The organism is Burkholderia sp. IO2 (assembly GCF_029522185.1).
Taxonomy (GTDB): Bacteria; Pseudomonadota; Gammaproteobacteria; order Burkholderiales; family Burkholderiaceae; genus Burkholderia; species Burkholderia cenocepacia.
Genome location: NZ_JAKWFH010000068.1, coordinates 1 through 25,832, shown reverse-complemented (window position 1 = coordinate 25,832; position 25,832 = coordinate 1). Strand labels below are relative to the sequence as shown.

Genomic DNA, 25,832 nt, shown 5'->3' with positions numbered 1-25,832 from the left:
TGTCTGGCGAACCTTTCGATCCGCCAAGCAAGGGAAGCTCAGAAGCCCCAGTGGACGTCGGCCTGGCCGGCCTTCGCTTCGCGCAGCATCGTCAGGAACGGCGCGACGCGCTGGGCCAGGCTCGGCGGCACTTCGTGGTGCGCGTGGTCGGCTTCGTCCTCATGGAAATGGCCGGCGTGCTCGGCGCGTTCCTGCTTCGCCTGCGCGACCGCGCCTTCCAGCTTGGCGATCGCGTGGTCCAGTTCGTCGTGCGTAATCACACCGCGCTCGCCCAGCTGCTTGCCGACGAGACCCAGCACATACACGGCGAAATCCTTCAGCACGTCGAGATCCTGTGCCGCCTTGCTCTTGAACGTAATCATGACAATTCCCTTTTCATCTTGTTGTGCCTGCGCGGCGCGGTTGGGGAACGCCGGCAGACCGGCGTCCGGCCTCGCGGACGCGGGCCGCCTGAGCGGCATATTAGCACCTGTTAAAATTCTGCGATCCCTGAAACGCGCGCTTAAAAAGCGTGCCGGCGGGCCGGCGTTTCCGGCCGCCACCAACGAAGCCTTCTACCAGCATGCTGCCAGCACACAAACAGACCCTCGAAGCCCTGCTCGCGGATAGCGTCAAGCAGGTCGCACACGCGCTGAAAGGCGCCGACGCAGCATTCGTCGCCCCGGCCATCACGCTGGAGCGCCCGAAGGTCGCCGCGCACGGCGACGTCGCGTGCAACGTCGCGATGCAGCTCGCGAAGCCGCTCGGCACGAACCCGCGCCAGCTCGCCGAGCAGATCGTCGCCGCCCTCACCGCGCAGCCGGCCGCGCAAGGCCTCGTCGAAGCCGCCGAGATCGCCGGCCCCGGCTTCATCAACCTGCGCCTGTCGGCCGCCGCGAAGCAGGCCGTGATCGCCGCCGTGTTCGACCAGGGCCGCGCGTTCGGCACGTCGGATCGCGAGAAGGGCAAGCAGGTGTTGCTCGAATTCGTGTCGGCCAACCCGACCGGCCCGCTGCACGTCGGCCACGGCCGCCAGGCCGCGCTCGGCGACGTGCTCGCGAACGTGATCGCGAGCCAGGGCTACGCGGTGCACCGCGAGTTCTACTACAACGACGCGGGCGTGCAGATCGGCAACCTGGCGATCTCGACGCAGGCGCGCGCGCGCGGCCTGAAGCCGGGCGACGCGGGCTGGCCGGAAGCCGCGTACAACGGCGAGTACATCGCCGACATCGCGCGCGACTACCTGAACGGCGAAACGGTCGCCGCCTCGGACGGCGAGCCGGTCAAGGGCACGGGCGACGTCGAGGATCTCGACGCGATCCGCAAGTTCGCGGTCACGTACCTGCGTCGCGAGCAGGACATGGACCTGCAGGCGTTCGGCGTGAAATTCGACCAGTACTACCTCGAATCGTCGCTGTACAGCGAAGGTCGCGTCGAGAAGACGGTCGACGCGCTGGTCAAGGCCGGCATGACCTACGAGCAGGACGGCGCGCTGTGGCTGCGCACGACCGACGAAGGCGACGACAAGGATCGCGTGATGCGCAAGTCGGACGGCACGTACACGTACTTCGTGCCGGACGTCGCGTACCACGTGACGAAGTGGGAGCGCGGCTTCACGAAGGTGATCAACATCCAGGGTTCGGACCACCACGGCACGATCGCGCGCGTGCGCGCCGGCCTGCAGGGGCTGCACATCGGGATCCCGAAAGGCTATCCCGACTACGTGCTGCACAAGATGGTCACGGTGATGCGCGACGGCCAGGAAGTGAAGATCTCGAAGCGCGCGGGCAGCTACGTGACGGTGCGCGACCTGATCGAATGGTCGGGCGGCGCGGCGGCGGGCCAGGAAGCGGCCCCCGACCTGATCGACGAGGCGACCATCACGCGCGGCCGCGACGCGGTGCGTTTCTTCCTGATCTCGCGCAAGGCCGATACCGAGTTCGTGTTCGACATCGACCTCGCGCTGAAACAGAACGACGAAAACCCGGTCTATTACGTCCAGTACGCGCATGCGCGGATCTGCTCGGTGCTCAACGAACTGAAGTCGCGCTACAACGTCGACGTCGCGCAACTGCCGGGCGCCGACCTGTCGCAACTGACGAGCGCGCAGGCGACATCGCTGATGCAGAAGCTGGCCGAGTATCCGGACATGCTCACGCACGCGGCGAACGAGCTGGCGCCGCACGCGGTCGCGTTCTACCTGCGCGATCTCGCTGGCGAATTCCACTCGTTCTACAATGCGGAGCGCGTGCTGGTCGACGACGCAGCGCCGCGCAATGCGCGCGCCGCGCTGCTCGCCGCGACCCGGCAGGTGCTCGAGAACGGCCTGGCGGTGCTCGGCGTGTCCGCACCCGCCAAGATGTAAGGATGTAAGCGCGGCCCCGAACCGGGCAGCGAATGGCCGCGGCAGCGCCCGCCGCAGGAGAGCCTGCCTCGGCCTTTTCACGATTCTTTTTGCAGGTGACTCAAGCAATGGCACAACCACGCCGAACGTCGAAGCAATCGAAACAAGCCGGAGGGACATTTCTTGGAATCGTGCTGGGCCTGATCGTCGGCCTCGCGATCGCCGTGGTGGTGGCGCTCTATATCACGCGTTCGCCGTCGCCGTTCGTATCGAAGGTCGCGCCGCCGCCGGCCGACAACGGCGCAAGCCAGCCGCAGCAGTTCGATCCGAACCGCGCGCTGCAGGGCAAGACGCCCGGCCAGCCGGTGCCGCAAGCCGCGCAGCCCGCCCCGCCGAACACCGCGCCGGGCCAGGCCGCGAACCAGACCCAGGGCGGCCTGCTGCCCGAACCGCAGATCGTCGAAGTGCCGCCGTCGGGTAACACGAACGGCGCGACCGGCTCGAGCAACACCACCGCGTCGAACAATCCGTCGTCGGGCAACGGCGTCGCCGTCGCACCGAAGCCGGCCGACACCACGCCGCCGCCGAAGAAGACGCAACAGGCGCAGCAACAGCAGCAAGGCGGCGAGGACGACCTCGCCCGCTTCGCCGCGCAGAAGCAGGCGCAGCAAGCCGCCGCGCAAAAGCAGCAGCAACAGCAGCAGGCCGCGAACACGCCGAAGCCGACGTCGTCGGCCACGGCCGCAGCGGCAGCGAAGCCGCCGACCGCGAACGACGCGAACACCGGCTACTTCCTGCAGGTCGGCGCATACAAGACGGAAGGCGATGCCGAGCAGCAGCGCGCGCGCCTCGGCTTCCAGGGCTTCGAATCGAAGGTGTCGAAGCGCGACGTCAGCGGCGTGACCTATTTCCGCGTGCGCGTCGGCCCGTTCTCAAAGTTCGAGGATATGAACTCGGCCCGTCAGCGCCTGTCCGATGCAGGTGTCGACACGGCGGTGATCCGCTTCACGAAGCAGTAAGCCAACCGGCCGAGCCCACGCAGAACCCGTTACGTTCCGTAACCCGAGCAACTGATTCGACGTTCACAACATGAAAAAACTGCTTAGCACGCTCCTTCTGTCCCTGGGCCTGGCCGCCGGCCTCGCACAGGCTTCGCCCGCCGCACCGGCCGCCGGCAAGGACTTCGAGGTGATGAAGTCGCCGCAGCCGGTATCCGCGCCGGCCGGCAAGGTCGAGGTGATCGAGTTCTTCTGGTACGGCTGCCCGCACTGCTACGAATTCGAGCCGACGATCGAGGCCTGGGTGAAGAAGCAGGGCAACAACATCGACTTCAAGCGCGTGCCGGTCGCATTCCGTGACGATTTCGTCCCGCACTCGAAGCTGTACTACGCGGTGTCCGCGCTCGGCATCTCCGAGAAGGTCACGCCGGCGATCTTCAACGCGATCCACAAGCAGAAGAACTACCTGCTGACGCCGCAGGCGCAGGCCGACTTCCTGGCCACGCAGGGCGTCGACAAGAAGAAGTTCATGGACGCGTACAACTCGTTCAGCGTGCAGGGCGAGGTGAACCAGTCGGCCAAGCTGCTGAAGGACTACGCGATCGACGGCGTGCCGACGGTGGTCGTCCAGGGCAAGTACAAGACGGGCCCCGCTTACACGAACAGCATCCCGGGTACCGCCCAGGTGCTCGACTTCCTCGTGAAGCAGGTCCAGGACAAGAAGCTCTGATCCCCGCCCGCGCGCCGGCATGACTACTCCGCTGAAGGTCTTCATCACCGGCGCGTCGAGCGGCCTCGGCCTCGCGATGGCCGAGGAATACGCCCGCCAGGGCGCCACGCTCGCGCTCGTCGCGCGGCGCACCGATGCACTCGATGCGTTCGCGCGGCGTTTCCCGAAGCTGTCCATCTCCGTCTATTCCGCCGACGTGCGCGACGCCGATGCGCTCGCGACGGCCGCCGCGTCGTTCATCGCGACGCACGGCTGCCCGGACGTCGTGATCGCAAACGCAGGCATCAGCCAGGGCGCCGTCACTGGCCAGGGCGATCTCGCGGCGTTCCGCGACGTGATGGACATCAACTACTACGGGATGGTCGCGACGTTCGAGCCGTTCGTCGGCCCGATGACGGCCGCGCGCCACGGCACGCTGGTCGGCGTCGCGAGCGTCGCCGGCGTGCGCGGGCTGCCCGGCTCCGGCGCGTACAGCGCGTCGAAGTCGGCCGCGATCAAGTATCTCGAAGCGCTGCGCGTCGAGCTGCGTCCGGCCGGCGTCGGCGTCGTGACGATCGCGCCCGGCTACATTCGCACGCCGATGACCGCGCACAACCCGTACCGGATGCCGTTCCTGATGGACGCCGACCGCTTCGCCGCACGGGCGGCGCAGGCGATCGCCCGGCAGCACGCGTTCCGCGTGATTCCGTGGCAGATGGGCGTCGTCGCGAAGGTGCTGCACGTGCTGCCGCGCTGGCTGTACGACCGCCTGTTCGAAAAGGCGCCGCGCAAGCCGAAGGCCGGCGTGCACTGACGCTCCGCCGACGCGGCCCGCGCGACACGCGCCGGGCCGTATCGCTGCGCCGGAGCGTCGACGCGCCGGTTTTGCGACACCTGCCGCGGCACCTTCGCCGCACCCCGCCCGCCGGCTCCGCCGCCCCGGCGCCCGCCCCGCCCGCCGCCTCCACCGCACCTTTCGCCGCATCAACACCCGTTCCGTCGCGAACGCAGCCGTTTTTCGGCCAATTCGCCGCGTTCCGGCGCCTTTTTTCACGCGTCGCGCGCTTTGACGGTATGCTATTCGCCAGCCGCGCCGGCCCTGCCGCTTCCAGGCCGCGCCTGCCTCCATCATCCAGCGAAAAACACAAGCCACGTGGGAGATCCTATGCACGTCAAGCTGTTCGCCGCGGCCGCCATCGCCGCCGCCCTTGCCGCCCCCGGCCTCGCCGCCGCCAAGCCGCTCACCGTTTGCACCGAATCGAGCCCGGACGGCTTCGACGTCGTGCAGTACAACTCGCTCGTCACCACCAATGCATCGGCCGACGTGATCTTCAACACGCTCGTGTCCTACGACGAGGCCGCGAAAAAGGTCGTGCCCGCGCTCGCGGACAAATGGGAGGCCAGCGCCGACGGCCTCACGTACACGTTCCACCTGCGCCCGAACGTCGCGTTCCAGACCACCGACTATTTCAAGCCGGGCCGCGCGCTCGATGCGGACGACGTCGTGTTCACGTTCACGCGGATGCTCGACGATGCGAACCCGTGGCACAAGGTCGCCGGCGCGAGCGGCTTCCCGCACGCGCAGTCGATGGGCCTCGTGAAGCTCGTGAAGTCGGTCACGAAGGTCGACGACAGCACGGTGAAATTCGTGCTGAACGAGCCGAACGCGACCTTCGTGCCGATCCTGACGATGGGCTTCGCGTCGATCTACTCGGCCGAATATGCGGACCAGTTGCTGAAGGCCGGCAAGCAGGCCGACCTGAACGCGAAGCCGGTCGGCACCGGCCCGTTCGTGCTGAAGAGCTATACGAAGGACGCGCTGATCCGCTACGACGCGAACCCGACGTACTGGGGCCCGAAGCCGAAGGTCGACCGGCTGATCTATGCGATCACGCCCGACCCGTCGGTGCGCCTGCAGAAGGTGAAGGCCGGCGAATGCCAGATCGCGCTGTCGCCGAAGCCGCAGGACGTGCTCGCCGCGAAGGGCGAAAGCGCGCTGAAGGTCGTGCAGACGCCCGCGTTCATGACCGCGTTCGTCGCGCTGAACACGCAGAAGAAGCCGCTCGACAACGACAAGGTACGCGAGGCGCTGAACCTCGCGTTCGACCGCGCGACCTACCTGAAGGTCGTGTTCGACAACACCGCGACGGCCGCGAACAACCCGTATCCGCCGAACACGTGGAGCTACGCGAAGGACATCGCGCCGTACCCGCACGATCCCGCGAAGGCGAAGCAACTGCTCGCGCAGGCCGGCTTCCCGAACGGCTTCTCGACGACGATCTGGACGCGCCCGACCGGCAGCGTGCTGAATCCGAATCCGAAGGTCGGCGCCGAACTGCTGCAGGCCGACCTCGCGAAGATCGGCGTGAAGGCCGAGGTCAAGGTGATCGAATGGGGCGAGCTGATCAAGCAGGCGAAGCTCGGCCAGCATGACATGCTGTTCATGGGCTGGGCCGGCGACAACGGCGATCCGGACAACTACCTGTCGCCGCTGTTCAGCTGCAACGCGGTGAAGTCGGGCATCAACTTCGCGCGCTTCTGCGATGCGCCGCTCGACAAGCTGATCGCCGACGGCAAGGCGACCGCCGACCAGGCCAAGCGCGCGAAGCTGTACGAAAGCGCGCAGAAGATCATCCACGATCAGGCGCTGTGGATTCCGCTCGGCTACCCGACCGCGGCCGCGCTCACGCGCACCAACGTGAGCGGCTATCACGTCAGTCCGTTCGGACGACAGAACTTCACGACGGTCGCCGTGCAGTAACCGTGCGTGGCGCGCAAGCGACGGCGCACGCGCCGCCCGCTTGCGGCCCGCACGGCGTGCTTGCTACACTGCGCGCCTGTTCCTCATACCGGACGCCAGCCAAAGTGAACAACTAAGCCTTCCCAAAATGTTTTCGCCGCCCGTGCCACGCACGCCGCGCGCGAAGGTCTTCACGCATTTTTGGAGGTGCTTATGGCTGCAGCCACGCCCACCGGCGCGCTCGTCGCGCTTCATCACGTTTCCTTCCGCTTCGACGACGGCGTCACGCTGTTCGATTCGCTCGACCTGTCCATCGATCGCACGCCGACCGGCATCGTCGGCCGCAACGGCATCGGCAAGAGCCTGCTCGCGCAACTGATCGCGGGCCGCCGCGCGCCCAGCGCAGGCACGATCGAGCGGCATGCGCAGGTGGTCTACGTCGCGCAGCAGCACGACGACGACGCAATGGCCACCCCGCGGACCGTCGCGCAGATCACCGCGCTCGATGCCCCGCTCGGCGCCCTCGCGCGTCTCGCGGACGGGCGCGCAACGCCGCACGACTTCGAGCTGATCGGCGATCGCTGGGATCTCGCGGAGCGGCTGCGCACGACGCTCGACGCGGCTGGCCTGCACGACGTCCACGCCGACATGCCCGCGCACGCGTTGAGCGGCGGCCAGCTCGCGCGCGTCGCGCTGATCGGCGCGCTGCTGTCCGGCGCCGGCCTGCTCGTGCTCGACGAACCGACCAACCATCTCGACGCACCGGGCCGCGCGTGGCTGCGCGCGGCGCTCGACGGCTGGCGCGGCGGCGTCGTCATCGTCAGCCACGACCGTGCGCTGCTCGCCGGCGTGCAACGCATCGTCGAGCTGACGCCGCACGGCGCGCGTTCATATGGCGGCAACTATGCGCGCTACCGCGCGCAGCGCGACGCGGAACAGGACGCCGCGCACGCGGCGCTCGACCATGCGCGCACCGAGCGCGGGCGCGCACGGCGCCGGCTCGAACAGGAACACGACACGATCCAGCGTCACGCGGCCGCGTCGCTGCGCGACGCGAAGACGGCCAACCTGTCGTCGATGGCGCGTCAAAGCCGCAAGGGCGCCGCGCGCGCGATCATGGGGACCGTCCGGCGTCATCAGAGCGACTTCAAGGCGATGCTCGACGCGCGCGTGCAGGAAGCGGCCGCGCGCGTCGAAGCCGACGCGCCGGTACTGGTATCGCTGCCGGGCACCGAGGTCAGCGCGCGCCGCCAGCTGTTCACGCTCGAACGCGCGCAACTGCCGTGGCGCGTCGCGGGCGACGCCGACGCGATCACGTGGTCGGCGAGCGGCCCCGTGCGCATCGCGCTGACGGGCCCGAACGGCTGCGGCAAGTCGACGTTGCTGAGAATGCTCGCGGGCGAGCTGGCGCCGCGTTCGGGCACCTGCACGACGCACGTGAGCACCGCGTATCTCGACCAGCGGCTCGCGCTGCTCGACGCCGAGCGCTCGATCGTCGACCAGTTGGGCCTGCTCGATACGCCGCTCGCCGAAGGCGACCTGCGCAGCCGTCTCGCGCTGCTGCAGCTCGACGCGACGCGGGCGACGCAGCCGGCGCGGCAACTGAGCGGCGGCGAACGGCTGAAGGCCGCGCTCGCGTGCGCGTTGTGGCGCGGCACGCCGGCGCAACTGCTGCTGCTCGACGAGCCGACCAATCACCTCGATCTCGAATCGGTGCGCGCGATCGAAGCGGCGCTGGCCGGCTTCCCGGGCGCGATCGTGGTCGCGTCGCACGACGCCGCGTTTCTCGCGGCGCTCGAACCGACGCACACGATGCAGTGGCAGCGCGACGGGTGGCGCTACGAACCCGTCGCGTGACGGCGACGCAGCGTGCTCAGCCGGCGGTGCGGAACCGCAGCACGCCGTCGTCGCCCTGCTCGCGCACGAGTTCGCCCGCAAGCCACAGCAGGTTCAGGTGCGCGAGCGCCTCGCCGAGCGCGAACGTCATCTGATGGATGTCGAGCTCGCGGCGGCGGAACATGATCGGCACGATGTCGGCCGCGCTCATCGGCTGCTCCGCGCACGCGACGCGCACTTCGGCCAGGCGCGCATCGTGGTGTTCGCGCAGTTGCGCGATGCGCGTGCGCACGCCGCGGAACGGCTTGCCGTGCGACGGCAGCACGAGCGTGTCGGGCGCCATCGTCTCGTAACGGCCGAGCGATTCGAGGTACAGCGCGAGCGGGTTCGCTTCCGGCTCGAGGTCGAACACCGACACGTTCGTCGAGATGCGCGGCAGCACCATGTCGCCGGAAATCAGCACGCCGTCCGCTTCGCTGTGGAGCGCGCAATGTTCAGGCGAATGGCCGAAACCGGTGACGACGCGCCACGTCCGCGCGCCGATCGTCACCGCGTCGCCTTCGCGCAGGCGCCGGTAGCGCGGCGGCACGGCCGGCACGAGGTCCGAGTAGTAGCTGCGGCGGTTGCGCAGCTTGTCGAGCGCGGCCGGATCGGTCAGGCCGTGGCGCGCGAAGTGATCGGCGGCGGCCGCGCCGCCCGCGTTCGAACCGTTGCCGGCCGCCATCAGGCAGCCGAACATATATTCGCCGAGCGTCATCCACAGCCGCACGTTCCAGCGGCCTTGGTCGCCGCCTTCGCACAGCCAGTTCGCGAGGCCGAAGTGATCGGGGTGGCAGTGCGTGACGAGCACGCGCAGCACGGGCAGGCCGTCGAGCTGCGTGTCGAAGATCTGCTCCCAGTGCGTGCGGATCGCGTCCGACGAGATCCCGCAATCGACGACAGTCCAGCCGGCCTGCCCGTCGATCTCGTCGCGCAGCAGCCAGAGATTGATGTGATCGAGCGAGAACGGCAGCGGCATGCGCAGCCAGCGCACGCCGGGCGCAACCTCGAACGTGTCGCCCGCGGCGGGCAGCGTATCGGCGAAGGGGTAGTCGAGTTGGTGTTCCAGGGCGTTCATCGGTGGGGTGTCTCGTCGTTATCGGTGCGAATGCGCGCCGGCGGCGGGCGCGGCGGGCGGTGCGTCGATTCTATCGCCGTCGCGAAAAACGCGTGCCCGGCGGGCGCCGGCCCGCCAAAAAAAGTTCGTGTCAGAATCGGTTCCGTACCCGTATCTTTACGCGAAGATGCACCGAACGGCGCCGAACGGCGAGCAACACGCCGATTGACGGCCATTCGCGCGTCGCCCCGAAAGTCATTGAAACGCCGACTTGGGCGCTAAAATGGCGAGTGCTTACAGCCCCTCCCGAACGAGCCTGCACGCAATGAATCACTTCCCCAAACTGCTGTCGTCGCAGATCGGTTTCGACGTCGCGCAGACGATGCTCGAATACTTCGATCGCCATTACCGGATCTTCCGCGAAGCGGCCGTCGAAGCGAAGACGCTGTTCGAGCGCGGCGACTGGCACGGGCTGCAGCGGCTCGCACGCGAGCGGATCACGTCGTACGACGATCGCGTGAAGGAATGCGTGGAGGTGCTGGAAGACGAATACGACGCGGAGAACATCGACGACGAAGTGTGGCAGCAGATCAAGCTGCACTACATCGGCCTGCTCACGTCGCACCGCCAGCCCGAGTGCGCGGAGACCTTCTTCAATTCGGTGTGCTGCAAGATCCTGCACCGCTCGTATTTCAGCAACGATTTCATCTTCGTGCGCCCGGCGATCTCGACCGAGTACCTGGAGAACGACGAGCCGGCCGCGAAACCGACCTACCGCGCGTACTATCCGGGCACCGACGGGCTCGCGGTCACGCTCGAGCGCATCGTCACGAACTTCCAGCTCGAGCCGGCGTTCGAGGATCTCACGCGCGACATCGACTGCGTGATGCAGGCGATCGACGACGAATTCGGCCACTTCGACGCAGCGCCGAATTTCCAGATCCACGTGCTGTCGTCGCTGTTCTTCCGCAACAAGAGCGCGTACATCATCGGCCGCATCATCAACGCCGACCGCGTGCTGCCGTTCGCGGTGCCGATCCGCCACGTGCGCCCGGGCCTGCTCGCGCTCGACACCGTGCTGCTGCGCCGCGACCTGCTGCAGATCATCTTCAGCTTCTCGCATTCGTACTTCCTCGTGGACATGGGCGTGCCGTCCGCGTACGTCGAGTTCCTCTGCACGATCATGCCGGGCAAGCCGAAGGCCGAGATCTACACGTCGGTCGGGTTGCAGAAGCAGGGCAAGAACCTGTTCTACCGCGACCTGCTGCACCACCTGTCGCATTCGAGCGACCGCTTCATCATCGCGCCCGGGATCAAGGGCCTCGTGATGCTCGTGTTCACGCTGCCGTCGTTCCCGTACGTGTTCAAGATCATCAAGGATCACTTCCCGCCGCCGAAGGAAACGACACGCGCGCAGATCATGGAGAAGTACCAGCTGGTGAAGCGCCACGACCGCCTCGGGCGGATGGCTGACACGCTCGAGTATTCGAGCGTCGCGCTGCCGCTCGCGCGGCTCGATCACGCGCTCGTGCGCGAACTCGAGAAGGAAGTGCCGTCGCTGCTCGAATACGAGGACGACAAGCTGGTGATCAAGCACCTGTACATCGAGCGCCGGATGACGCCGCTCAACCTGTACCTGCAGAACGGCAGCGACGCGGACGTCGAGCACGGCGTGAAGGAATACGGCAACGCGGTGAAGGAGCTGATGAAGGCCAACATCTTCCCCGGCGACATGCTGTACAAGAACTTCGGCGTCACGCGCCACGGCCGCGTCGTGTTCTACGACTACGACGAGATCGAATACCTGACCGACTGCAACGTGCGGCGCGTGCCGCCGCCGCGCAACGAGGAAGACGAGCTGTCCGGCGAACCGTGGTATACCGTCGGCCCGCACGATATCTTTCCGGAGACCTACGGGCCGTTCCTGCTCGGCGACCCGCGCGTGCGCAGCGTCTTCATGAAGCATCACGCGGACTTTTTCGATCCCGCGCTGTGGCAGGCGAGCAAGGACAAGCTGATGCAGGGCGAATTGCCCGATTTTTATCCGTACGACGCGACCCTGCGCTTTTGCGTGCGCTACCCCGCGCGCTTCGGCGCGACGGGCCGCAACGACGGCGAAGGCGATGCGCAGCGCGCCGCCTGACGCCGGCAACACCGAATCCGATATCGACCCGATTTCCGCCAACGGAAGCCACCCCGATGACTAACCAAGACAATCCGCTTTCACATCTGTTCGACAACAACGACGCGTGGGTCAAGCGCCAGCTCGCCGACGATCCCGATTTCTTCGCCCGGCTCGCCGACCAGCAGGCGCCGGAATATCTGTGGATCGGCTGCTCGGATTCGCGCGTGCCGGCAAACCAGATCATCGGCCTCCCGCCGGGCGAAGTGTTCGTGCACCGCAACATCGCGAACGTCGTCGTGCACAGCGACCTGAACTGCCTGTCGGTGATCCAGTTCGCGGTCGACATCCTGCGCGTGAAGCACATCATGGTCGTCGGCCACTACGGCTGCTCGGGCGTGAACGCGGCGCTGCACAACCGCCGCGTCGGCCTCGCGGACAACTGGCTGCATCACGTGCAGGACGTGCGCGAGCGCCACGCGGCGCTGCTCGACGAATGGCCGGTCGGCGAAGCGCGCTATCGCCGCCTGATCGAGCTGAATTCGATCGAACAGGTCGTCAACGTGTGCCGCACGACGATCGTCAACGACGCGTGGGCGCGCGGCCAGTCGCTGACCGTGCACGGGCTCGTGTACGGCGTGCACGACGGCCGGATGCGCAATCTCGGGATGTCCGTGTCGAGCTTCGATGCGCTCGACGCAACCTACAAGCGCTGCGTGGCGGCGCTGACCGCGCGCGGCCAGCACGCGCCGGACAACGACATGGTCGCGGCGGACGCCGCACGGCTCGACGGCGTCGCGCAGGCGGTCGCCGCCACGCTGAAGCCGTGCGACGACGCGCAGTAACGTGAGGTGCGCGCCGGCCGCCCGGCGGCGACTGCCGCGCGGGCGCGGCACGCATCGAACGGATCTGACACCGGCACTGCCGCGGCGGCGCCAACCCAAGGAGCGACGAGCATGAAAACCGTATTGATCGTCGGTGCATCGCGCGGCCTCGGCCGCGAATTCGTCCGGCAATACCGGCGCGACGGCTGGAACGTGATCGCCACCGCGCGCGACGCCGCGTCGCTCGACGCGCTGCGCGCGCTCGGCGCCCAAGCGCATGCGCTCGACATCGCGCAGCCCGAGCAGATCGCGGCGCTCGGCTGGAAGCTCGACGGCGAGCGGCTCGACGCGGCCGTGCTCGTGTCGGGCGTGTACGGGCCGCGCACCGAAGGCGTCGAGACGATCACCGCCGAGGATTTCGACGCGGTGATGCATACGAACGTGCGCGGGCCGATGCAGTTGCTGCCGATCCTGCTGCCGCTCGTCGAGGATGCGCGCGGCGTGCTGGCGGTCGTATCGAGCCGGATGGGCAGCATCGCCGAGGCGACCGGCACGACCGGCTGGCTGTACCGCGCGAGCAAGGCCGCGCTGAACGACGCGCTGCGCATCGCGTCGCTGCAGACGCGCCATGCCGCGTGCATTTCGCTGCATCCCGGCTGGGTACGCACCGACATGGGCGGCGCGCAGGCCGCGATCGATCCGGAAACGAGCGTGACCGGCATGCGTCGCGTCATCGCCGAATCCGGTTCGGACGTGTCCCAGGCGAACGGCCGGTTCTTCCAGTACGACGGCATCGAGCTCAGTTGGTGAGTGCGCCGACAACCCAGCGTTGTTAATTCACATTTCGCATGATTTTGAACCGACCTGACGCGTGCCCGTGCGGCGGCGCGTCCCCCGCGCCCGCCAGGACGTCGGCGCCGCGCTATGCGGCCTGCTGCGGCCGCTTCATCGACGGCGGCGAGGCCGCGCCGACCGCACTCGAATTGATGCGTTCGCGGTACAGCGCGTACGTGCTCGGCGCGACCGATTACCTGCGCGCGACGTGGGCCGCGCGCACCTGCCCGCCCGATCTCGACACCGACCCCAGCGCGCCGGACGCGCCGCGCTGGCTGGGCCTCGCGGTCAAACGCCACGCGCCGCTCGACGACCGGCACGCGGAGGTCGAATTCGTGGCCCGCTACAAGGTCGGAGGACGCGCCTACCGGCTGCACGAGACGAGCCGTTTCGAGCGCGACGAGCACGGTTTCTGGCGCTATGTCGACGGCGAAGTAAGTGAACGCTGACAAATAGTTGCTGTGTCAGACGCCGGGTTATTCCCGCATTGCACAACCCGATTTTGTCGGGCTACGATGACCTCGAATTGGTCATGTTGCATGGCAGGGCTTACGGATGGCGTTCAGCAAGGTATTGGTGGGATGGATGGCGGCCTGTGCGCTGTCGGCCGCTCAGGCCGGTACGCTGCCGAGCGCCAATACGGGTGCGGGCACCAGCGGCTCGCTCGCCCATGCCGAGCACTTCGACTACGCCGACGCGAACCTGCCGCAGGTTGCCGCCGACCTCAACGAGCAGATCCTCCGCATTCCGGCCGACGCGTCGGGCGCCGTCACGCTCGAGGCCACGCTGTTCAAGCCGAACGGCCCCGGCCCGTTCCCGCTCGTCGTCTTCAACCACGGTAAAAACACCGGCGATCTCCATCTGCAGCCGCGCAGCCGGCCGCTCGCGTTCGCGCGCGAATTCGTGCGCCGCGGCTATGCGGTGATCGCGCCGAATCGCCAGGGCTTCGCCGGTTCGGGCGGCACGTACCAGCAGGAAGGCTGCAACGTCGGCAAGAACGGCCTCGCGCAGGCCGCCGACGTCGACGCGACGGTGCGCTACATGTCGCGCCAGCCGTACGTCGATGCGTCGCGCATCGTCGTCGCCGGCACGTCGCACGGCGGCCTCGTGTCGGTCGCCTACGGCACCGAAGCCGCGGCGGGCGTGCGCGGCATCATCAACTTCTCCGGCGGGCTGCGCCAGGACCTGTGCGACGGCTGGCAGCGCAACCTCGTCGACGCGTTCGACCAGTACGGCGCGCATACGGCCGTGCGGTCGCTGTGGCTGTACGGCGACAACGATTCGGTGTGGACGCCCGCGCTCGTCGCGCAGATGCACGATGCGTACGTGTCGCATGGCACGCAAGCGCAGTTCATCGATTTCGGCCGCTACAAGGACGACGCGCACCGGCTGATCGTCGATCGCGACGGCGTGCCCGTGTGGTGGCCGGCCGTGCACGCATTCCTCGCCGAACTGAACCTGCCGACCGCGGTGCGCTATGCGGTCGCGAACCCGCACGAGCCGAAGGCCACCGGCTATGCGTCGATCGATGCGGTCAACGCGGTGCCGTACGTCGACGAAGCCGGCCGCGAAGGCTATCGCCGCTTCCTGAACCAGCATCCGAGCCGCGCGTTCGCGGTGTCGTTGGAAGGCGCGTGGTCGTGGGCCGAAGGCGGCGACGATCCGATGGCGCTCGCGCTCGACAACTGCGCGAAGCAAGGCGCGGGCGCATGCCGGTTGTATGCGGTCAACGACCGTGTCGTGTGGAACGACAACGCGACGCAGACGGCCGACAACGGCGACGCCCCCGCCCGCGACACCGATACGCGCGCACTGGCTTCGCGCTGACGTCCGACGCGCGGCGGATCGTACGCCGCGCGCGTTTTTCGTCTTTTCCCCGCTTCCTTTTCTTTTCTCCTGAGCGCGTGTCCGTCGCGCGGCGCCGCCTGCCGTTCCGGCTGCCCGATTGCGTTCCGGTGCGCCCCCACCGCTGTGCCGCCGCCTGTCGGTCGCGACATCGCCCCGCACGCCCGTATTGCGCTTCGATCCCCGATTTTTCGCCCGCGCACCGCGCGCCGCCCCGCGATTTTTTTCTGTCGGGGGGTGTCACTCGAACGTCGTCATCTGCGCGCATTTCGCCCGATCCGTCGCGTTCCGTTCCGAGCCCCCGCGAACTGCGCCGAACTCCCGCCCGACAAGGCTTTGCGGCACTTGTAACCGCTAGTGCAACGTCCGGCGGAACACGCTAATCTCAGCGCGTTTCGTATCCCGCCGCGCGGCATCCCGTCGATGCCGCGCGGTCGTTTTACCCCCGGAGTCGCCTTGAGTACGCCAGCCACCGACGACTGGGTCGCGCGCAGCCTGCGCGCGGTCTGGCACCCCTGCACCCAGATGAAGCATCACGAGCGCCTGCCGCTCGTCCCCGTCGCGCGCGGCGCGGGCGTGTGGCTGTACGACCGTGACGGCCGCCGCTACTTCGACGCGATCAGCTCGTGGTGGGTCAACCTGTTCGGCCATGCGAACCCGGACATCAACGCGGCGCTGAAGGACCAGCTCGACACGCTCGAGCATGCGATGCTCGCCGGCTGCACGCACGCGCCCGCGATCGAGCTCGCCGAACGGCTGCACGCGCTCACCGGGCGCACGCTCGGCCATGCGTTCTTCGCGTCGGACGGCGCGTCGGCCGTCGAGATCGCGCTGAAGATGAGCTTCCACGCGTGGCGCAACCGCGGCCGCGCGAACAAGCAGGAATTCGTCTGCGTCGCGAACAGCTATCACGGCGAGACGATCGGCGCGCTCGGCGTGACCGACGTTGCGCTGTTCAAGGATGCGTACGACCCGCTGATCCGCCACGCGCACGTGGTCGCGTCGCCCGATGCGCGCGGCGCGCTGCCGGGCGAGACGGCCGCCGACGTCGCCGGCCGCGCGCTCGCGGACGTGCGGCGTCTGTTCGTCGAACGCGGCGACCGGATCGCCGCGCTGATCGTCGAGCCGCTCGTGCAGTGCGCGGCCGGCATGGCGATGCACGATCCGTCGTACGTGCGCGGGCTGCGCGCGCTGTGCGACGAATTCGGCGTGCACCTGATCGCCGACGAGATCGCGGTCGGGTGCGGACGCACCGGCACCTTCTTCGCGTGCGAGCAGGCCGGTGTCTGGCCCGATTTCATGTGCCTGTCGAAAGGGATCAGCGGCGGCTACCTGCCGCTGTCGCTGGTGCTCACGCGCGACGACGTGTTCGCGGCGTTCTACGACGACGACACGACGCGCGGCTTCCTGCACTCGCATTCGTACACCGGCAACCCGCTCGCGTGCCGCGCGGCGGTCGCGACGCTCGACCTGTTCGCGCGCGACGACGTGCTCGCGCGCAACGCCGGCAAATCGGCGACGCTGCGCGCGGCGCTCGCGCCGCTCGACGCTCATCCTCAGGTGCGCCATCTGCGCGAGCGCGGCACGCTGTTCGCGTTCGACGTCGCGCTCGACGGCGACGCGGCGCGCGGTTTCTCGCGGCGCTTCTTCGAACATGCGCTGGCGCGCGAACTGCTGCTGCGCCCGATCGGCACGACCGTGTACCTGATGCCGCCGTACGTGATGAGCGACGACGACATCGCGTGGCTCGCGCAGCGCACGCGCGACACGCTCGACGCGACGCTGGAGGACCTCGGCCGATGAGCCTGCTCGACACCCTGCAACGCGGCCTCGCCGATCTCGACGCGCAAGGGCTGCGCCGCGTGCGCCGTATCGCCGACACCGCGTGCGACGCACGCATGACCGTAAACGGCCGCGAGATCGTCGGCTTCGCGAGCAACGACTACCTCGGCCTCGCCGCGCATCCGGCGCTCGTCGCCGCATTCGCGGAAGGCGCGCAGCGCTACGGCTCCGGCAGCGGCGGCTCGCACCTGCTCGGCGGCCATTCGCGCGCGCACGCGCGGCTCGAGGACGAGCTCGCGGGCTTCGCGGGCGGCTTCTCCGACGCGCCGCGCGCGCTGTACTTCAGCACCGGCTACATGGCGAACCTCGCCGCGATGACGGCGCTCGCGGGCAAGGGCGCGACGATCTTCTCCGACGCGCTGAACCACGCGTCGCTGATCGACGGGATGCGGCTGTCGCGCGCGAACGTGCAGGTCTATCCGCACGCCGATACGGCCGCGCTCGCCGCGCTGCTCGACGCATCGGAGGCCGAAACGAAGCTGATCGTCAGCGACACCGTGTTCAGCATGGACGGCGACGTCGCGCCGCTCGCCGAACTCGTCGCGCTGGCCGAGCGCCACGGCGCGTGGCTCGTCGTCGACGATGCGCACGGCTTCGGCGTGCTCGGCCCGCAGGGGCGCGGCGCGCTCGCGGCCGCCGCGCTGCGTTCGCCGCATCTGGTGTACGTCGGCACGCTCGGCAAGGCGGCCGGCGTCGCCGGCGCGTTCGTGATCGCGCACGAAACCGTGATCGAATGGCTGATCCAGCGCGCGCGCAGCTACATCTTCACGACCGCCGCGCCGCCGGCCGTCGCGCATGCGGTCTCCGCGAGCCTGAAGGTGATCGCGGGCGACGAAGGCGACGCGCGCCGCGCGCACCTCGCCGCGCTGATCGAACGCACGCGTGCGCTGCTGCGCAACACGCGCTGGCAGCCGGTCGATTCGCACACGGCCGTGCAGCCGCTCGTGATCGGCAGCAACGATGCGACGCTCGCGGCGATGCGCGCGCTCGACGCACACGGCCTGTGGGTGCCCGCGATCCGGCCGCCGACGGTGCCGGCCGGCACGTCGCGGCTGCGCGTGTCGCTGTCGGCCGCGCATTCGTTCGACGATCTCGCCAGGCTCGAAGCCGCGTTGATCGAAGCTAGCGAGGCAGCCGCATGACCGCCCCGCTCTCGCTGTTCGTCACCGGCACCGATACCGAAATCGGCAAGACCTTCGTGTCGGCCGCGATGCTGCACGGCTTCGCGCGGCACGGGCTGCGCGCGGCCGCGCTGAAGCCGGTCGCGGCCGGCGCGTATCAACGCGACGGCGTCTGGCGCAACGAGGATGCCGATCAGCTCGACGCCGCCGCGAACGTCGTGCTGCCGCCCGAGCTGCGCACGCCGTTCCTGCTGAAAGCGCCGGCCGCGCCGCACATCGTCGCCGCGCAGGAAGGCGTGACGCTCGATCTCGACACGATCGTCGCGTGCCATCGCGAAGCGCTGACGCGCGCGGACGTCGTCGTCGTCGAAGGCGTCGGCGGCTTTCGCGTGCCGCTGAACGACACGCAGGACACCGCCGATCTCGCGGTCGCGCTCGGCCTGCCCGTCGTGCTCGTCGTCGGCATCCGGCTCGGCTGCATCAGCCACGCGCTGCTGACGGCCGATGCGATTCGCCAGCGCGGGCTCGCGCTCGCGGGCTGGGTCGCGAACCACGTCGACCCGGCCATGTCGTTCGCCGACGAGAACGTCGCGACGATTCGCGACTGGCTCGCGCGCGAGCACCGCGCGCCGCTCGTCGGCCGCATCGCGCACATGACGCCGGCCGCCCCCGAATCCGCCGCGGCGATGCTCGACATCGCCGCGCTCGTCGAGTCGCTGCGCGCCGCGCGGCCTTGACCCAACCGATCCCCCAATCCCGCCCAGGACAGGAAAACGAAATGACCCAAGCCCAGACCGTCGCCGTGCAATCCGACGCGATTCCCATGGCTGCACCGGCGCCGCAGCGCTGGCGCGTCGCCGACGTCGTCGCGCTGTTCGAACTGCCGTTCAACGACCTGATGTTCCGCGCGCAGCAGGTGCATCGCGAGCACTTCGACGCGAACGCGGTGCAGCTGTCGACGCTGCTGTCGATCAAGACGGGCGGCTGCGAGGAAGATTGCGGGTACTGCTCGCAGTCGTCGCATCACGACACGGGCCTGAAGGCCGAGAAGCTGATGGACGTCGACACGGTGCTCGACGCCGCGCGCGCGGCGAAGGCGAACGGCGCGAGCCGCTTCTGCATGGGCGCCGCGTGGCGCAACCCGAAGGAGCGCCACATGCCGGCGCTGACCGAGATGGTGCGCGGCGTGAAGGAGCTCGGCCTCGAGACCTGCATGACGCTCGGCATGCTCGAAGACGAACAGGCTCGGCAGCTCGCCGACGCGGGCCTCGACTACTACAACCACAACCTCGACACGTCGCCGGAGTTCTACGGCCAGGTGATCTCGACGCGCACCTACCAGGATCGCCTCGACACGCTCGACCGCGTGCGCGACGCGGGCATCAACGTGTGCTGCGGCGGCATCATCGGGATGGGCGAATCGCGTCGCGAACGCGCGGGCCTGATCTCGCAGCTCGCGAACCTGAACCCGTATCCGGAATCGGTGCCGATCAACAACCTCGTCGCGATCGAAGGCACGCCGCTCGAAGGCACCGCGCCGCTCGATCCGTTCGAATTCGTGCGCACCATCGCGGTCGCGCGCATCACGATGCCGAAGGCCGTCGTGCGCCTGTCGGCCGGGCGCGAGCAGCTCGACGACGCGATGCAGGCGATGTGCTTCCTCGCCGGTGCGAACTCGATGTTCTACGGCGACCAGCTGCTGACGACGAGCAACCCGCAGACGCAGCGCGACCGCGCGCTGTTCGAGCGCCTCGGCATCCGCGCGAGCCAGGCCGACGCGCTGTCGGACAACGCGTAAGCGGCAACGGCCGGCGCGCCGCGCCCGTCAACGAAAAAGCCGGGGCGCGCCCCGGCTTTTTCACGCCCGCGCGCACGGCTCAGGTCGCGCCGCCCAGTGCGCGCGGCTCCATGAACGTGTGCCGGAAATAGTCGCGCACCGCGTGCATCGCGGGACTCAGCTCGATGTTCTTGCGCCACGCGAGGCCGACGCTCATCGGCGGCACCGGGTCGCGCAGCACGATCGTCTCGATGCGCCGCCCTTCGAGCGACCACGGGCGATACACCATGTCGGACAGGATCGCGACACCGCTGCCGTTCGCGACCATGCTGCGCACCGCCTCGACCGACGAGGTGCGCAGGATTACGTTCGGCCGGTACGGTGTCTCGTTCCAGTAACGCAGCGCGGTCTGCCCGGCCTCGTCCACCGTCAGCATCACGAACGGCTCGTGCGCGACCTCCGCGAACGTGACGCTCTCGCGCCGCAGCAGCGGATGATGCGCGCCGACCCACAGCCTGCGCACCGAATGGATCACCGGCTCCAGCACGAGCTCCGGATTCGACACGTTCGACGTGAGCAGCACGGCCATGTCGTAGCGGCCCGCGATCAGCCCTTCCTCGATCGACTCGCGGTTCAGCTCGTGCAGGTGGATCGTCAGGCGCGGATAGAGCGTATTGAGCCGCAGCACGTGATGCGGCAGGAAGTAGCCGAGCACCGTGTAGCTCGCGGCGATCGCGAGCGTGCCGGTCAGCGTGCTTTCGAGATTCGGGATCCGCATCGCCTCGTCGACCGACGACAGGATCGTGTACGCGTGATTGAGAAAACGCCGCCCGGTATCGGTCAGCGTCACGCCCGCCGACGTGCGCACGAACAGCTGCGTGCCGAGACTGTCCTCCAGTTCCTTGATCGCGCTCGTCACGGCCGACTGCGAGATGGTGAGCTGGATCGCGGCCTGCGAGATCTGTCCGAGCTCGGCGGTCGCGACGAAGTACTTGAGCTGTCTGAGCGTCAGGGCCATGCGCGGTGGAAAACTGATGGGGGCATGGCAACCATCATATCAACCGTCCGTTTAGCGGCAATCCGGGCCCGCCCGACCCGTGCGCATCCGCCTGCCGCGGCGCCGGGCGGCCGTTTCCGGCGATATCTGAAAAATCGATACGCTCGCATATAAAAATAGAACTATTTTGACGCACCCGGCACGGCTAACCTGCGTTCAACACGGTGTCGACACGCGCTGCGGCGCACGCGAAACCGGAGAACCTGGAGGAACGAACCGTATGAGGAAGCACAGTGTCGACCTGAATTCGGACATGGGCGAAGGCTTCGGCCCGTGGACGATCGGCGACGGCGTCGACGAGCAGATCATGCCGCTCATCAGCTCGGCGAACATCGCCACCGGTTTTCATGCCGGCGACCCGAACATCATGGCGCGCACGGTGCAGCTCGCGCGCGACGCCGGCGTCGGGATCGGCGCGCATCCGGGCTTTCGCGATCTGGCGGGCTTCGGTCGCCGCACGATCACCGAAACGCCGCAGGCGCTCGTCCACGACATCCTGTATCAGCTCGGCGCGCTGCGCGAGTTCGCGCGGCTCAACGGCGTGAGCCTGCAGCACGTCAAGCCGCACGGCGCGCTCTACATGCACGCGGCGGCCAACGAGGCGTTCTCGCGGCTGCTGATCGAGACGCTGCAGCGCGTCGATCCCGGCCTGTGGCTGTACTGCATGGAAGCGTCGGTCACGTATCGCGTGGCGAGGGAGTACGAACAGCCGGTGATCCGCGAGTTCTACGCCGATCGCGACTACGACCGCAGCGGCTCCATCGTGTTCACGCGCCGCGTCGGGCGCCTCGACCCGCAGCAGGTGGCCGACAAGGTGCTGCGTGCGTGCATCGACGGCAAGGTGCGCACGATCGACGGCGACGACATCGACATCGATTTCGATTCGGTCTGCATCCACAGCGACACGCCCGGCGCGCTCGAACTCGTGCGCGAAACGCGCGACGCGCTGGTCCGCGAAGGCATCCGGACCGCCGGCCCGCAACCGCTCGCCGCTCATCACTGAACCCGATTCAAGGAGACGCAAGATGGCATTGCACGACATCGTCAGCCCGCTGCCGGGCACGTTCTACCGACGCCCGTCACCCGAGGCGGACTACTACGTCGCGGTGAATGCGACGGTCGCGGCCGGCGCGGTGGTCGGCCTCGTCGAAGTGATGAAGCAGTTCACCGAGATCGAAGCCGATGCGGCGGGCCGCGTCGTCGAGCTGCTCGTCGACGATGGCGAGCCGGTCGACGCCGGCCAGGTGCTGATGCGGATCGAGGGGTGATGCGATGAAGCCGGCAAACGCCCCCGACACCTTCTATCGACCGTCGCGGATCAAGACCGTGCTGGTCGCGAACCGCGGCGAAATCGCAGTGCGCGTGATCCGCGCGGCACGCGAGCTCGGCATGCGCGCGGTCGCCGTGGTCAGCGACGCGGACCGCGACAGCCTCGCCGCGCGCATGGCCGACGAAGCGATCCACATCGGGTCGTCGCATGCGGCGAAGAGCTATCTGAATCCGGCCGCGATCCTCGACGCCGCGCGGCAATGCGGCGCGGACGCGATCCATCCGGGCTACGGCTTCCTGTCCGAGAACGCGGCGTTCGCCGCGCAGGTCGAGGCGGCCGGGCTGATCTTCGTCGGCCCGGCCGCGCAGGTGATCGCGACGATGGGCGACAAGGCCCGCGCCCGCGAAACCGCGCGGCGTGCCAATGTGCCGACCGTGCCCGGCAGCGACGGTGTCGTGCAGTCGCTCGACGAGGCGCGGGAAGTCGCCGCGCGCATCGGCTACCCGATCATGATCAAGGCGGCCGCGGGCGGCGGCGGGCGCGGCATCCGCGTCGCGCACGACGCCGCGCAGCTCGACGCCGAACTGCCGCTCGCGCAGCGCGAGGCGCAGGCCGCGTTCGGCGACGGCGGCGTCTATCTCGAACGCTTCATCGCGCGAGCGCGGCACATCGAGGTGCAGGTGCTCGGCGACGGCCGCGACGTCGTCCACCTGTTCGAGCGCGAATGCTCGCTGCAGCGGCGCCGCCAGAAGATCCTCGAGGAAGCGCCGTCGCCGTCGCTCACGCCGGCGCAGCGCGACGCGCTGTGCGCGTCGGCCACGCGCCTCGCGCGCGAGGTCGGCTACCGCAGCGCGGGCACGCTCGAATACCTGTTCGACGATGCGCGCGGCGAGTTCTACTTCATCGAGATGAACACGCGCATCCAGGTCGAGCATCCGGTGACCGAGGCGATCACCGGCATCGATCTCGTGCGCGAAACGCTGCGCATCGCCGACGGCGAGCCGCTGCGGTTCGCGCAAGCCGACATCGCGATGCGCGGCGCCGCGCTCGAATGCCGGATCAACGCGGAAGATCCGCTGCAGGATTTCCGCCCGAATCCGGGCCGGATCGACGCACTGGTGTGGCCGACCGGCCCCGGCGTGCGCGTCGATTCGCTGCTCTACCCGGGCTACGTCGTGCCGCCGTTCTACGATTCGCTGCTCGCGAAGCTGATCGTGCACGACGAGAGCCGCGCGGCCGCATTGCGGCGTCTGTCTCGCGCGCTCGGCGAGCTGCAGGTCGGCGGCCTGAAGACCACCGCGCCGCTGCACGTCGCGCTGCTCGCGGACGACGACGTGCGCGCGGGCCGCTATCACACGAATTTTCTCGAAGCGTGGATGCCGTCATGGCGCGAGGCCGCGACGGCCGCCGCCCGGCAGCACGAAACCGCGGACGCCGCGCGCGTCGGGGAGGCCCTGTGACGACCCGTTATACGTTCGGCGGCGACGAATTCGTGTTCGTCGAGATCAGCGAGGCGATGTCGCTCGACGCCTTCTTCAAGGGCACGGCGATCACGCGCGAACTGCAGCGGCGCGCGGTGCCGGGCATCACCGAGATCTGTCCGGCGAACGCGTCCTACCAGGTGCGCTACGACCCGGACGTGATCGAGCCCGACACGCTCGTCGCGCTGCTCAAGGCGATCGAGGCCGAGGTCGGCGACGCGCCGCTCGAACTCGATACCCGCATCGTCGAGGTGCCGGTGCTGTACAACGACCCGTGGACGCACGAGACGCTGATGCGGTTTCGCGAGCGTCACCAGGACCCGTCGTCGACCGACCTCGAATATGCGGCGCGGATCAACGGCAAGCGCGACGTCGACGACTTCATCGCCGCGCACTCGGGCTCGCCGTGGTTCGTGTCGATGGTCGGCTTCGTCGCGGGCCTGCCGTTCATGTACCAGATGGTCGAGCGCGCACGCCAGCTCGAAGTACCGAAATACCTGCGGCCGCGCACCGACACGCCGAAGCTGACGGTCGGCCACGGCGGCTGCTTCGGCTGCATCTACTCGGTGCGCGGCGCGGGCGGCTACCAGATGTTCGGCGTGACGCCGGCGCCGATCTTCGATCCCGCGCAGCGGCTCGACTACCTGCGCGATTTCATGGTGTTCTTCCGGCCCGGCGACATCGTGAAGTTCCAGCCGATCGGTCGCGACGCCTATGACGCCGCGGTGGCGGCCGTCGAAGCGGGTACCTTCTCGCTGCGCGTGCGCCCCGTGAAATTCTCGCTCGACGCGTTCCGGCGCGATCCCGATGCGGTCAACCGTTCTCTCGTCGAGGTGCTGCATGCCCGCTGACGCGCACAACCTGATCGAGGTCGTGAAACCCGGCCTCGCGACGTCGGTCCAGGATACGGGCCGGCAAGGCTACTACCACGTCGGCATCCCGCCGTCGGGCTCGCTCGACCAGTACGCGTCGCGCGCGGCGAACCTGCTGGTCGGCAATCCGGAACAGGCGGCCGTGCTCGAATGCACGCTGCTCGGCCCGGAGCTGCTGTTCCATGCGGACGCGCTGGTCGCCGTCACGGGCGCCGAGATGACCCCGAAGATCGATGGCGTCGGGCAGCGCTGCAACGTCGCGCTGTGGATTCGCGCGGGCAGCGTGCTGTCGTTCGCCTACGTGAAGGGCGGCGCCCGCGCGTACCTGGCCGTCGCGGGTGGCATCGACGTGCCGGTCGTGCTCGGCAGCCGCTCGACCTACACGCTCGGCGCGATCGGCGGCCACGCGGGCCGGCGCCTGCAGAAAGGCGACCGTTTGCCGATCGGCGCGGCGCGCGGCACGCTTCGCGAAGGGCGCGAGCTGCCGGCATCGGTCAGCCGGCCGCTGGACAGCCAGGTCGAACTGCGCGTGCTGCCGGGGCTGTACCACTACCGGCTCACCGACGCGTCGGCGCACAGGTTCTTCGATGACGAATGGACGGTCGCGCCCGAGGCGGACCGCATCGGCTACCGCTACAAGAACGGCCGGCCGCTGCAGTTCCGGCCGCGCGAGCAGCCGTTCGGCGCCGGGGCCGATCCGTCGAACATCGTGGACGCGTGCTATCCGATCGGCTCGATCCAGGTGCCGGCCGGGGTCGAGCCGATCATCCTGCATCGCGATGCGGTGTCGGGCGGCGGCTACGCGACGATCGGCACGGTCATCAGCGCCGACATGGACCTGATCGGCCAGATGCAGCCGAACCATCGCGCGCGCTTCGTGCGCGTGACGATGGCCGACGCGCTCGCCGCGCGCCGCGAGTATCAGCGGCGCCTCGCGCTGCTGCGCGCCGTACTGAAGGACTGAGTAACCGTCTTCCGAGTCAAGCCCGATGAAGTGAATCGTCCCAAGGCGTGTTGGTTTTGACCATGGCATTGAGCATGGTTAGGAGCTTGCGCATGCAGGCAACCAGCGCGACCTTGGACAG

The 25,832-nt window shown here is 68.6% G+C and carries 23 protein-coding genes and 1 pseudogene; 20 read left to right on the top strand and 4 right to left on the bottom strand.

The annotated features are described in order from the left end of the window. Positions 1-38 precede the first annotated feature (38 nt). Complete coding sequence (locus MMB92_RS30650; protein WP_006489103.1) at positions 39-362, bottom strand: DUF1840 domain-containing protein; 324 nt, start codon at positions 360-362, stop codon at positions 39-41. A gap of 200 nt (positions 363-562) precedes the next feature. Here MMB92_RS30650 and argS point away from each other — a divergent pair, with 200 nt between their 5' ends. The 6 genes from argS (at position 563) to MMB92_RS30620 (ending at position 8,627) form a co-directional block, all read left to right on the top strand. Next, the gene (argS, locus tag MMB92_RS30645; RefSeq protein ID WP_006495432.1) at positions 563-2,344 is read left to right on the top strand and encodes an arginine--tRNA ligase; all 1,782 of its coding nucleotides are present in this window, start codon (positions 563-565) and stop codon (positions 2,342-2,344) included. Between the two features lie 107 nt (positions 2,345-2,451). Continuing rightward, the gene (locus MMB92_RS30640) at positions 2,452-3,342 is read left to right on the top strand and encodes an SPOR domain-containing protein (RefSeq protein ID WP_080331733.1); all 891 of its coding nucleotides are present in this window, start codon (positions 2,452-2,454) and stop codon (positions 3,340-3,342) included. A gap of 70 nt (positions 3,343-3,412) precedes the next feature. Next, a complete protein-coding gene (locus MMB92_RS30635) occupies positions 3,413-4,051 on the top strand; it encodes a thiol:disulfide interchange protein DsbA/DsbL (RefSeq protein ID WP_034201310.1) in 639 nt (212 codons plus the stop codon). A 19-nt stretch (positions 4,052-4,070) separates the two neighbouring features. Then, a complete protein-coding gene (locus MMB92_RS30630; RefSeq protein WP_080324655.1) occupies positions 4,071-4,844 on the top strand; it encodes an SDR family oxidoreductase in 774 nt (257 codons plus the stop codon). A gap of 351 nt (positions 4,845-5,195) precedes the next feature. Then, positions 5,196-6,791 carry an ABC transporter substrate-binding protein gene (locus tag MMB92_RS30625; protein WP_060214896.1) on the top strand — a complete coding sequence of 532 codons (1,596 nt, stop codon included), beginning with the start codon at positions 5,196-5,198 and terminating at the stop codon, positions 6,789-6,791. 192 nt (positions 6,792-6,983) lie between these two features. Next, a complete protein-coding gene (locus MMB92_RS30620) occupies positions 6,984-8,627 on the top strand; it encodes an ABC-F family ATP-binding cassette domain-containing protein (protein ID WP_125332963.1) in 1,644 nt (547 codons plus the stop codon). A 16-nt stretch (positions 8,628-8,643) separates the two neighbouring features. Here MMB92_RS30620 and MMB92_RS30615 read toward each other — a convergent pair whose 3' ends face one another. Beyond that, positions 8,644-9,723 carry an MBL fold metallo-hydrolase gene (locus MMB92_RS30615; RefSeq protein ID WP_006483650.1) on the bottom strand — a complete coding sequence of 360 codons (1,080 nt, stop codon included), beginning with the start codon at positions 9,721-9,723 and terminating at the stop codon, positions 8,644-8,646. 304 nt (positions 9,724-10,027) lie between these two features. Here MMB92_RS30615 and aceK point away from each other — a divergent pair, with 304 nt between their 5' ends. The 9 genes from aceK (at position 10,028) to bioB (ending at position 20,088) form a co-directional block, all read left to right on the top strand. After that, positions 10,028-11,845 (top strand): bifunctional isocitrate dehydrogenase kinase/phosphatase, encoded by a 1,818-nt coding sequence (gene aceK / locus MMB92_RS30610; protein ID WP_059721702.1) that lies wholly within the window; start codon positions 10,028-10,030, stop codon positions 11,843-11,845. Positions 11,846-11,901: 56 nt separating this feature from the next. After that, entirely contained in the window at positions 11,902-12,669 is a 768-nt protein-coding gene (can, locus tag MMB92_RS30605) for a carbonate dehydratase (protein WP_034201307.1), read from the top strand. 111 nt (positions 12,670-12,780) lie between these two features. Beyond that, a complete protein-coding gene (locus MMB92_RS30600; protein WP_006495437.1) occupies positions 12,781-13,458 on the top strand; it encodes an SDR family oxidoreductase in 678 nt (225 codons plus the stop codon). Positions 13,459-13,496: 38 nt separating this feature from the next. Then, a complete protein-coding gene (locus tag MMB92_RS30595) occupies positions 13,497-13,931 on the top strand; it encodes a YchJ family protein (RefSeq protein ID WP_006495438.1) in 435 nt (144 codons plus the stop codon). Between the two features lie 106 nt (positions 13,932-14,037). Further along, positions 14,038-15,309, top strand: a complete 1,272-nt coding sequence (locus MMB92_RS30590) for a CocE/NonD family hydrolase (protein ID WP_080331669.1) — start codon at positions 14,038-14,040, stop codon at positions 15,307-15,309. 474 nt (positions 15,310-15,783) lie between these two features. After that, complete coding sequence (gene bioA, locus MMB92_RS30585; protein ID WP_012492369.1) at positions 15,784-17,130, top strand: adenosylmethionine--8-amino-7-oxononanoate transaminase; 1,347 nt, start codon at positions 15,784-15,786, stop codon at positions 17,128-17,130. Continuing rightward, the gene (bioF, locus tag MMB92_RS30580) at positions 17,127-18,311 is read left to right on the top strand and encodes an 8-amino-7-oxononanoate synthase (protein WP_034201305.1); all 1,185 of its coding nucleotides are present in this window, start codon (positions 17,127-17,129) and stop codon (positions 18,309-18,311) included. The genes bioA and bioF overlap by 4 nt, the downstream gene beginning before the upstream one ends. Beyond that, on the top strand, positions 18,308-19,027 hold the full coding sequence (bioD, locus tag MMB92_RS30575; RefSeq protein ID WP_006483466.1) for a dethiobiotin synthase: 720 nt from the start codon (positions 18,308-18,310) through the stop codon (positions 19,025-19,027). The genes bioF and bioD overlap by 4 nt, the downstream gene beginning before the upstream one ends. A gap of 41 nt (positions 19,028-19,068) precedes the next feature. After that, positions 19,069-20,088 carry a biotin synthase BioB gene (gene bioB / locus MMB92_RS30570; RefSeq protein ID WP_006483467.1) on the top strand — a complete coding sequence of 340 codons (1,020 nt, stop codon included), beginning with the start codon at positions 19,069-19,071 and terminating at the stop codon, positions 20,086-20,088. Between the two features lie 79 nt (positions 20,089-20,167). Here the strand turns inward: bioB and MMB92_RS30565 are convergent, their stop codons facing one another. Further along, positions 20,168-21,085, bottom strand: a complete 918-nt coding sequence (locus MMB92_RS30565; RefSeq protein WP_006483476.1) for a LysR family transcriptional regulator — start codon at positions 21,083-21,085, stop codon at positions 20,168-20,170. Between the two features lie 259 nt (positions 21,086-21,344). On the opposite strand from MMB92_RS30565, the gene MMB92_RS30560 reads away from it, so the two are divergent. From MMB92_RS30560 to MMB92_RS30540, 5 genes are read left to right on the top strand one after another with little or no spacing between them, the layout of a single operon-like run. Further along, positions 21,345-22,127 carry a 5-oxoprolinase subunit PxpA gene (locus MMB92_RS30560; protein WP_006483471.1) on the top strand — a complete coding sequence of 261 codons (783 nt, stop codon included), beginning with the start codon at positions 21,345-21,347 and terminating at the stop codon, positions 22,125-22,127. Positions 22,128-22,149: 22 nt separating this feature from the next. After that, positions 22,150-22,392: an acetyl-CoA carboxylase gene (locus tag MMB92_RS30555; RefSeq protein WP_006483474.1), complete on the top strand. Its 243-nt coding sequence runs from the start codon at positions 22,150-22,152 to the stop codon at positions 22,390-22,392. Between the two features lie 4 nt (positions 22,393-22,396). After that, complete coding sequence (locus MMB92_RS30550; RefSeq protein ID WP_060214904.1) at positions 22,397-23,854, top strand: acetyl-CoA carboxylase biotin carboxylase subunit; 1,458 nt, start codon at positions 22,397-22,399, stop codon at positions 23,852-23,854. Continuing rightward, positions 23,851-24,726 carry an allophanate hydrolase subunit 1 gene (locus MMB92_RS30545; RefSeq protein WP_060214906.1) on the top strand — a complete coding sequence of 292 codons (876 nt, stop codon included), beginning with the start codon at positions 23,851-23,853 and terminating at the stop codon, positions 24,724-24,726. Before MMB92_RS30550 ends, MMB92_RS30545 begins: the two co-directional genes overlap by 4 nt. Continuing rightward, the gene (locus MMB92_RS30540) at positions 24,716-25,711 is read left to right on the top strand and encodes a biotin-dependent carboxyltransferase family protein (RefSeq protein ID WP_277563155.1); all 996 of its coding nucleotides are present in this window, start codon (positions 24,716-24,718) and stop codon (positions 25,709-25,711) included. The genes MMB92_RS30545 and MMB92_RS30540 overlap by 11 nt, the downstream gene beginning before the upstream one ends. Positions 25,712-25,727: 16 nt before the next feature. On the opposite strand, the pseudogene MMB92_RS30535 reads toward MMB92_RS30540, so the two are convergent. Continuing rightward, positions 25,728-25,832, bottom strand: a pseudogene (locus MMB92_RS30535) (IS110 family transposase); the annotation flags it as partial.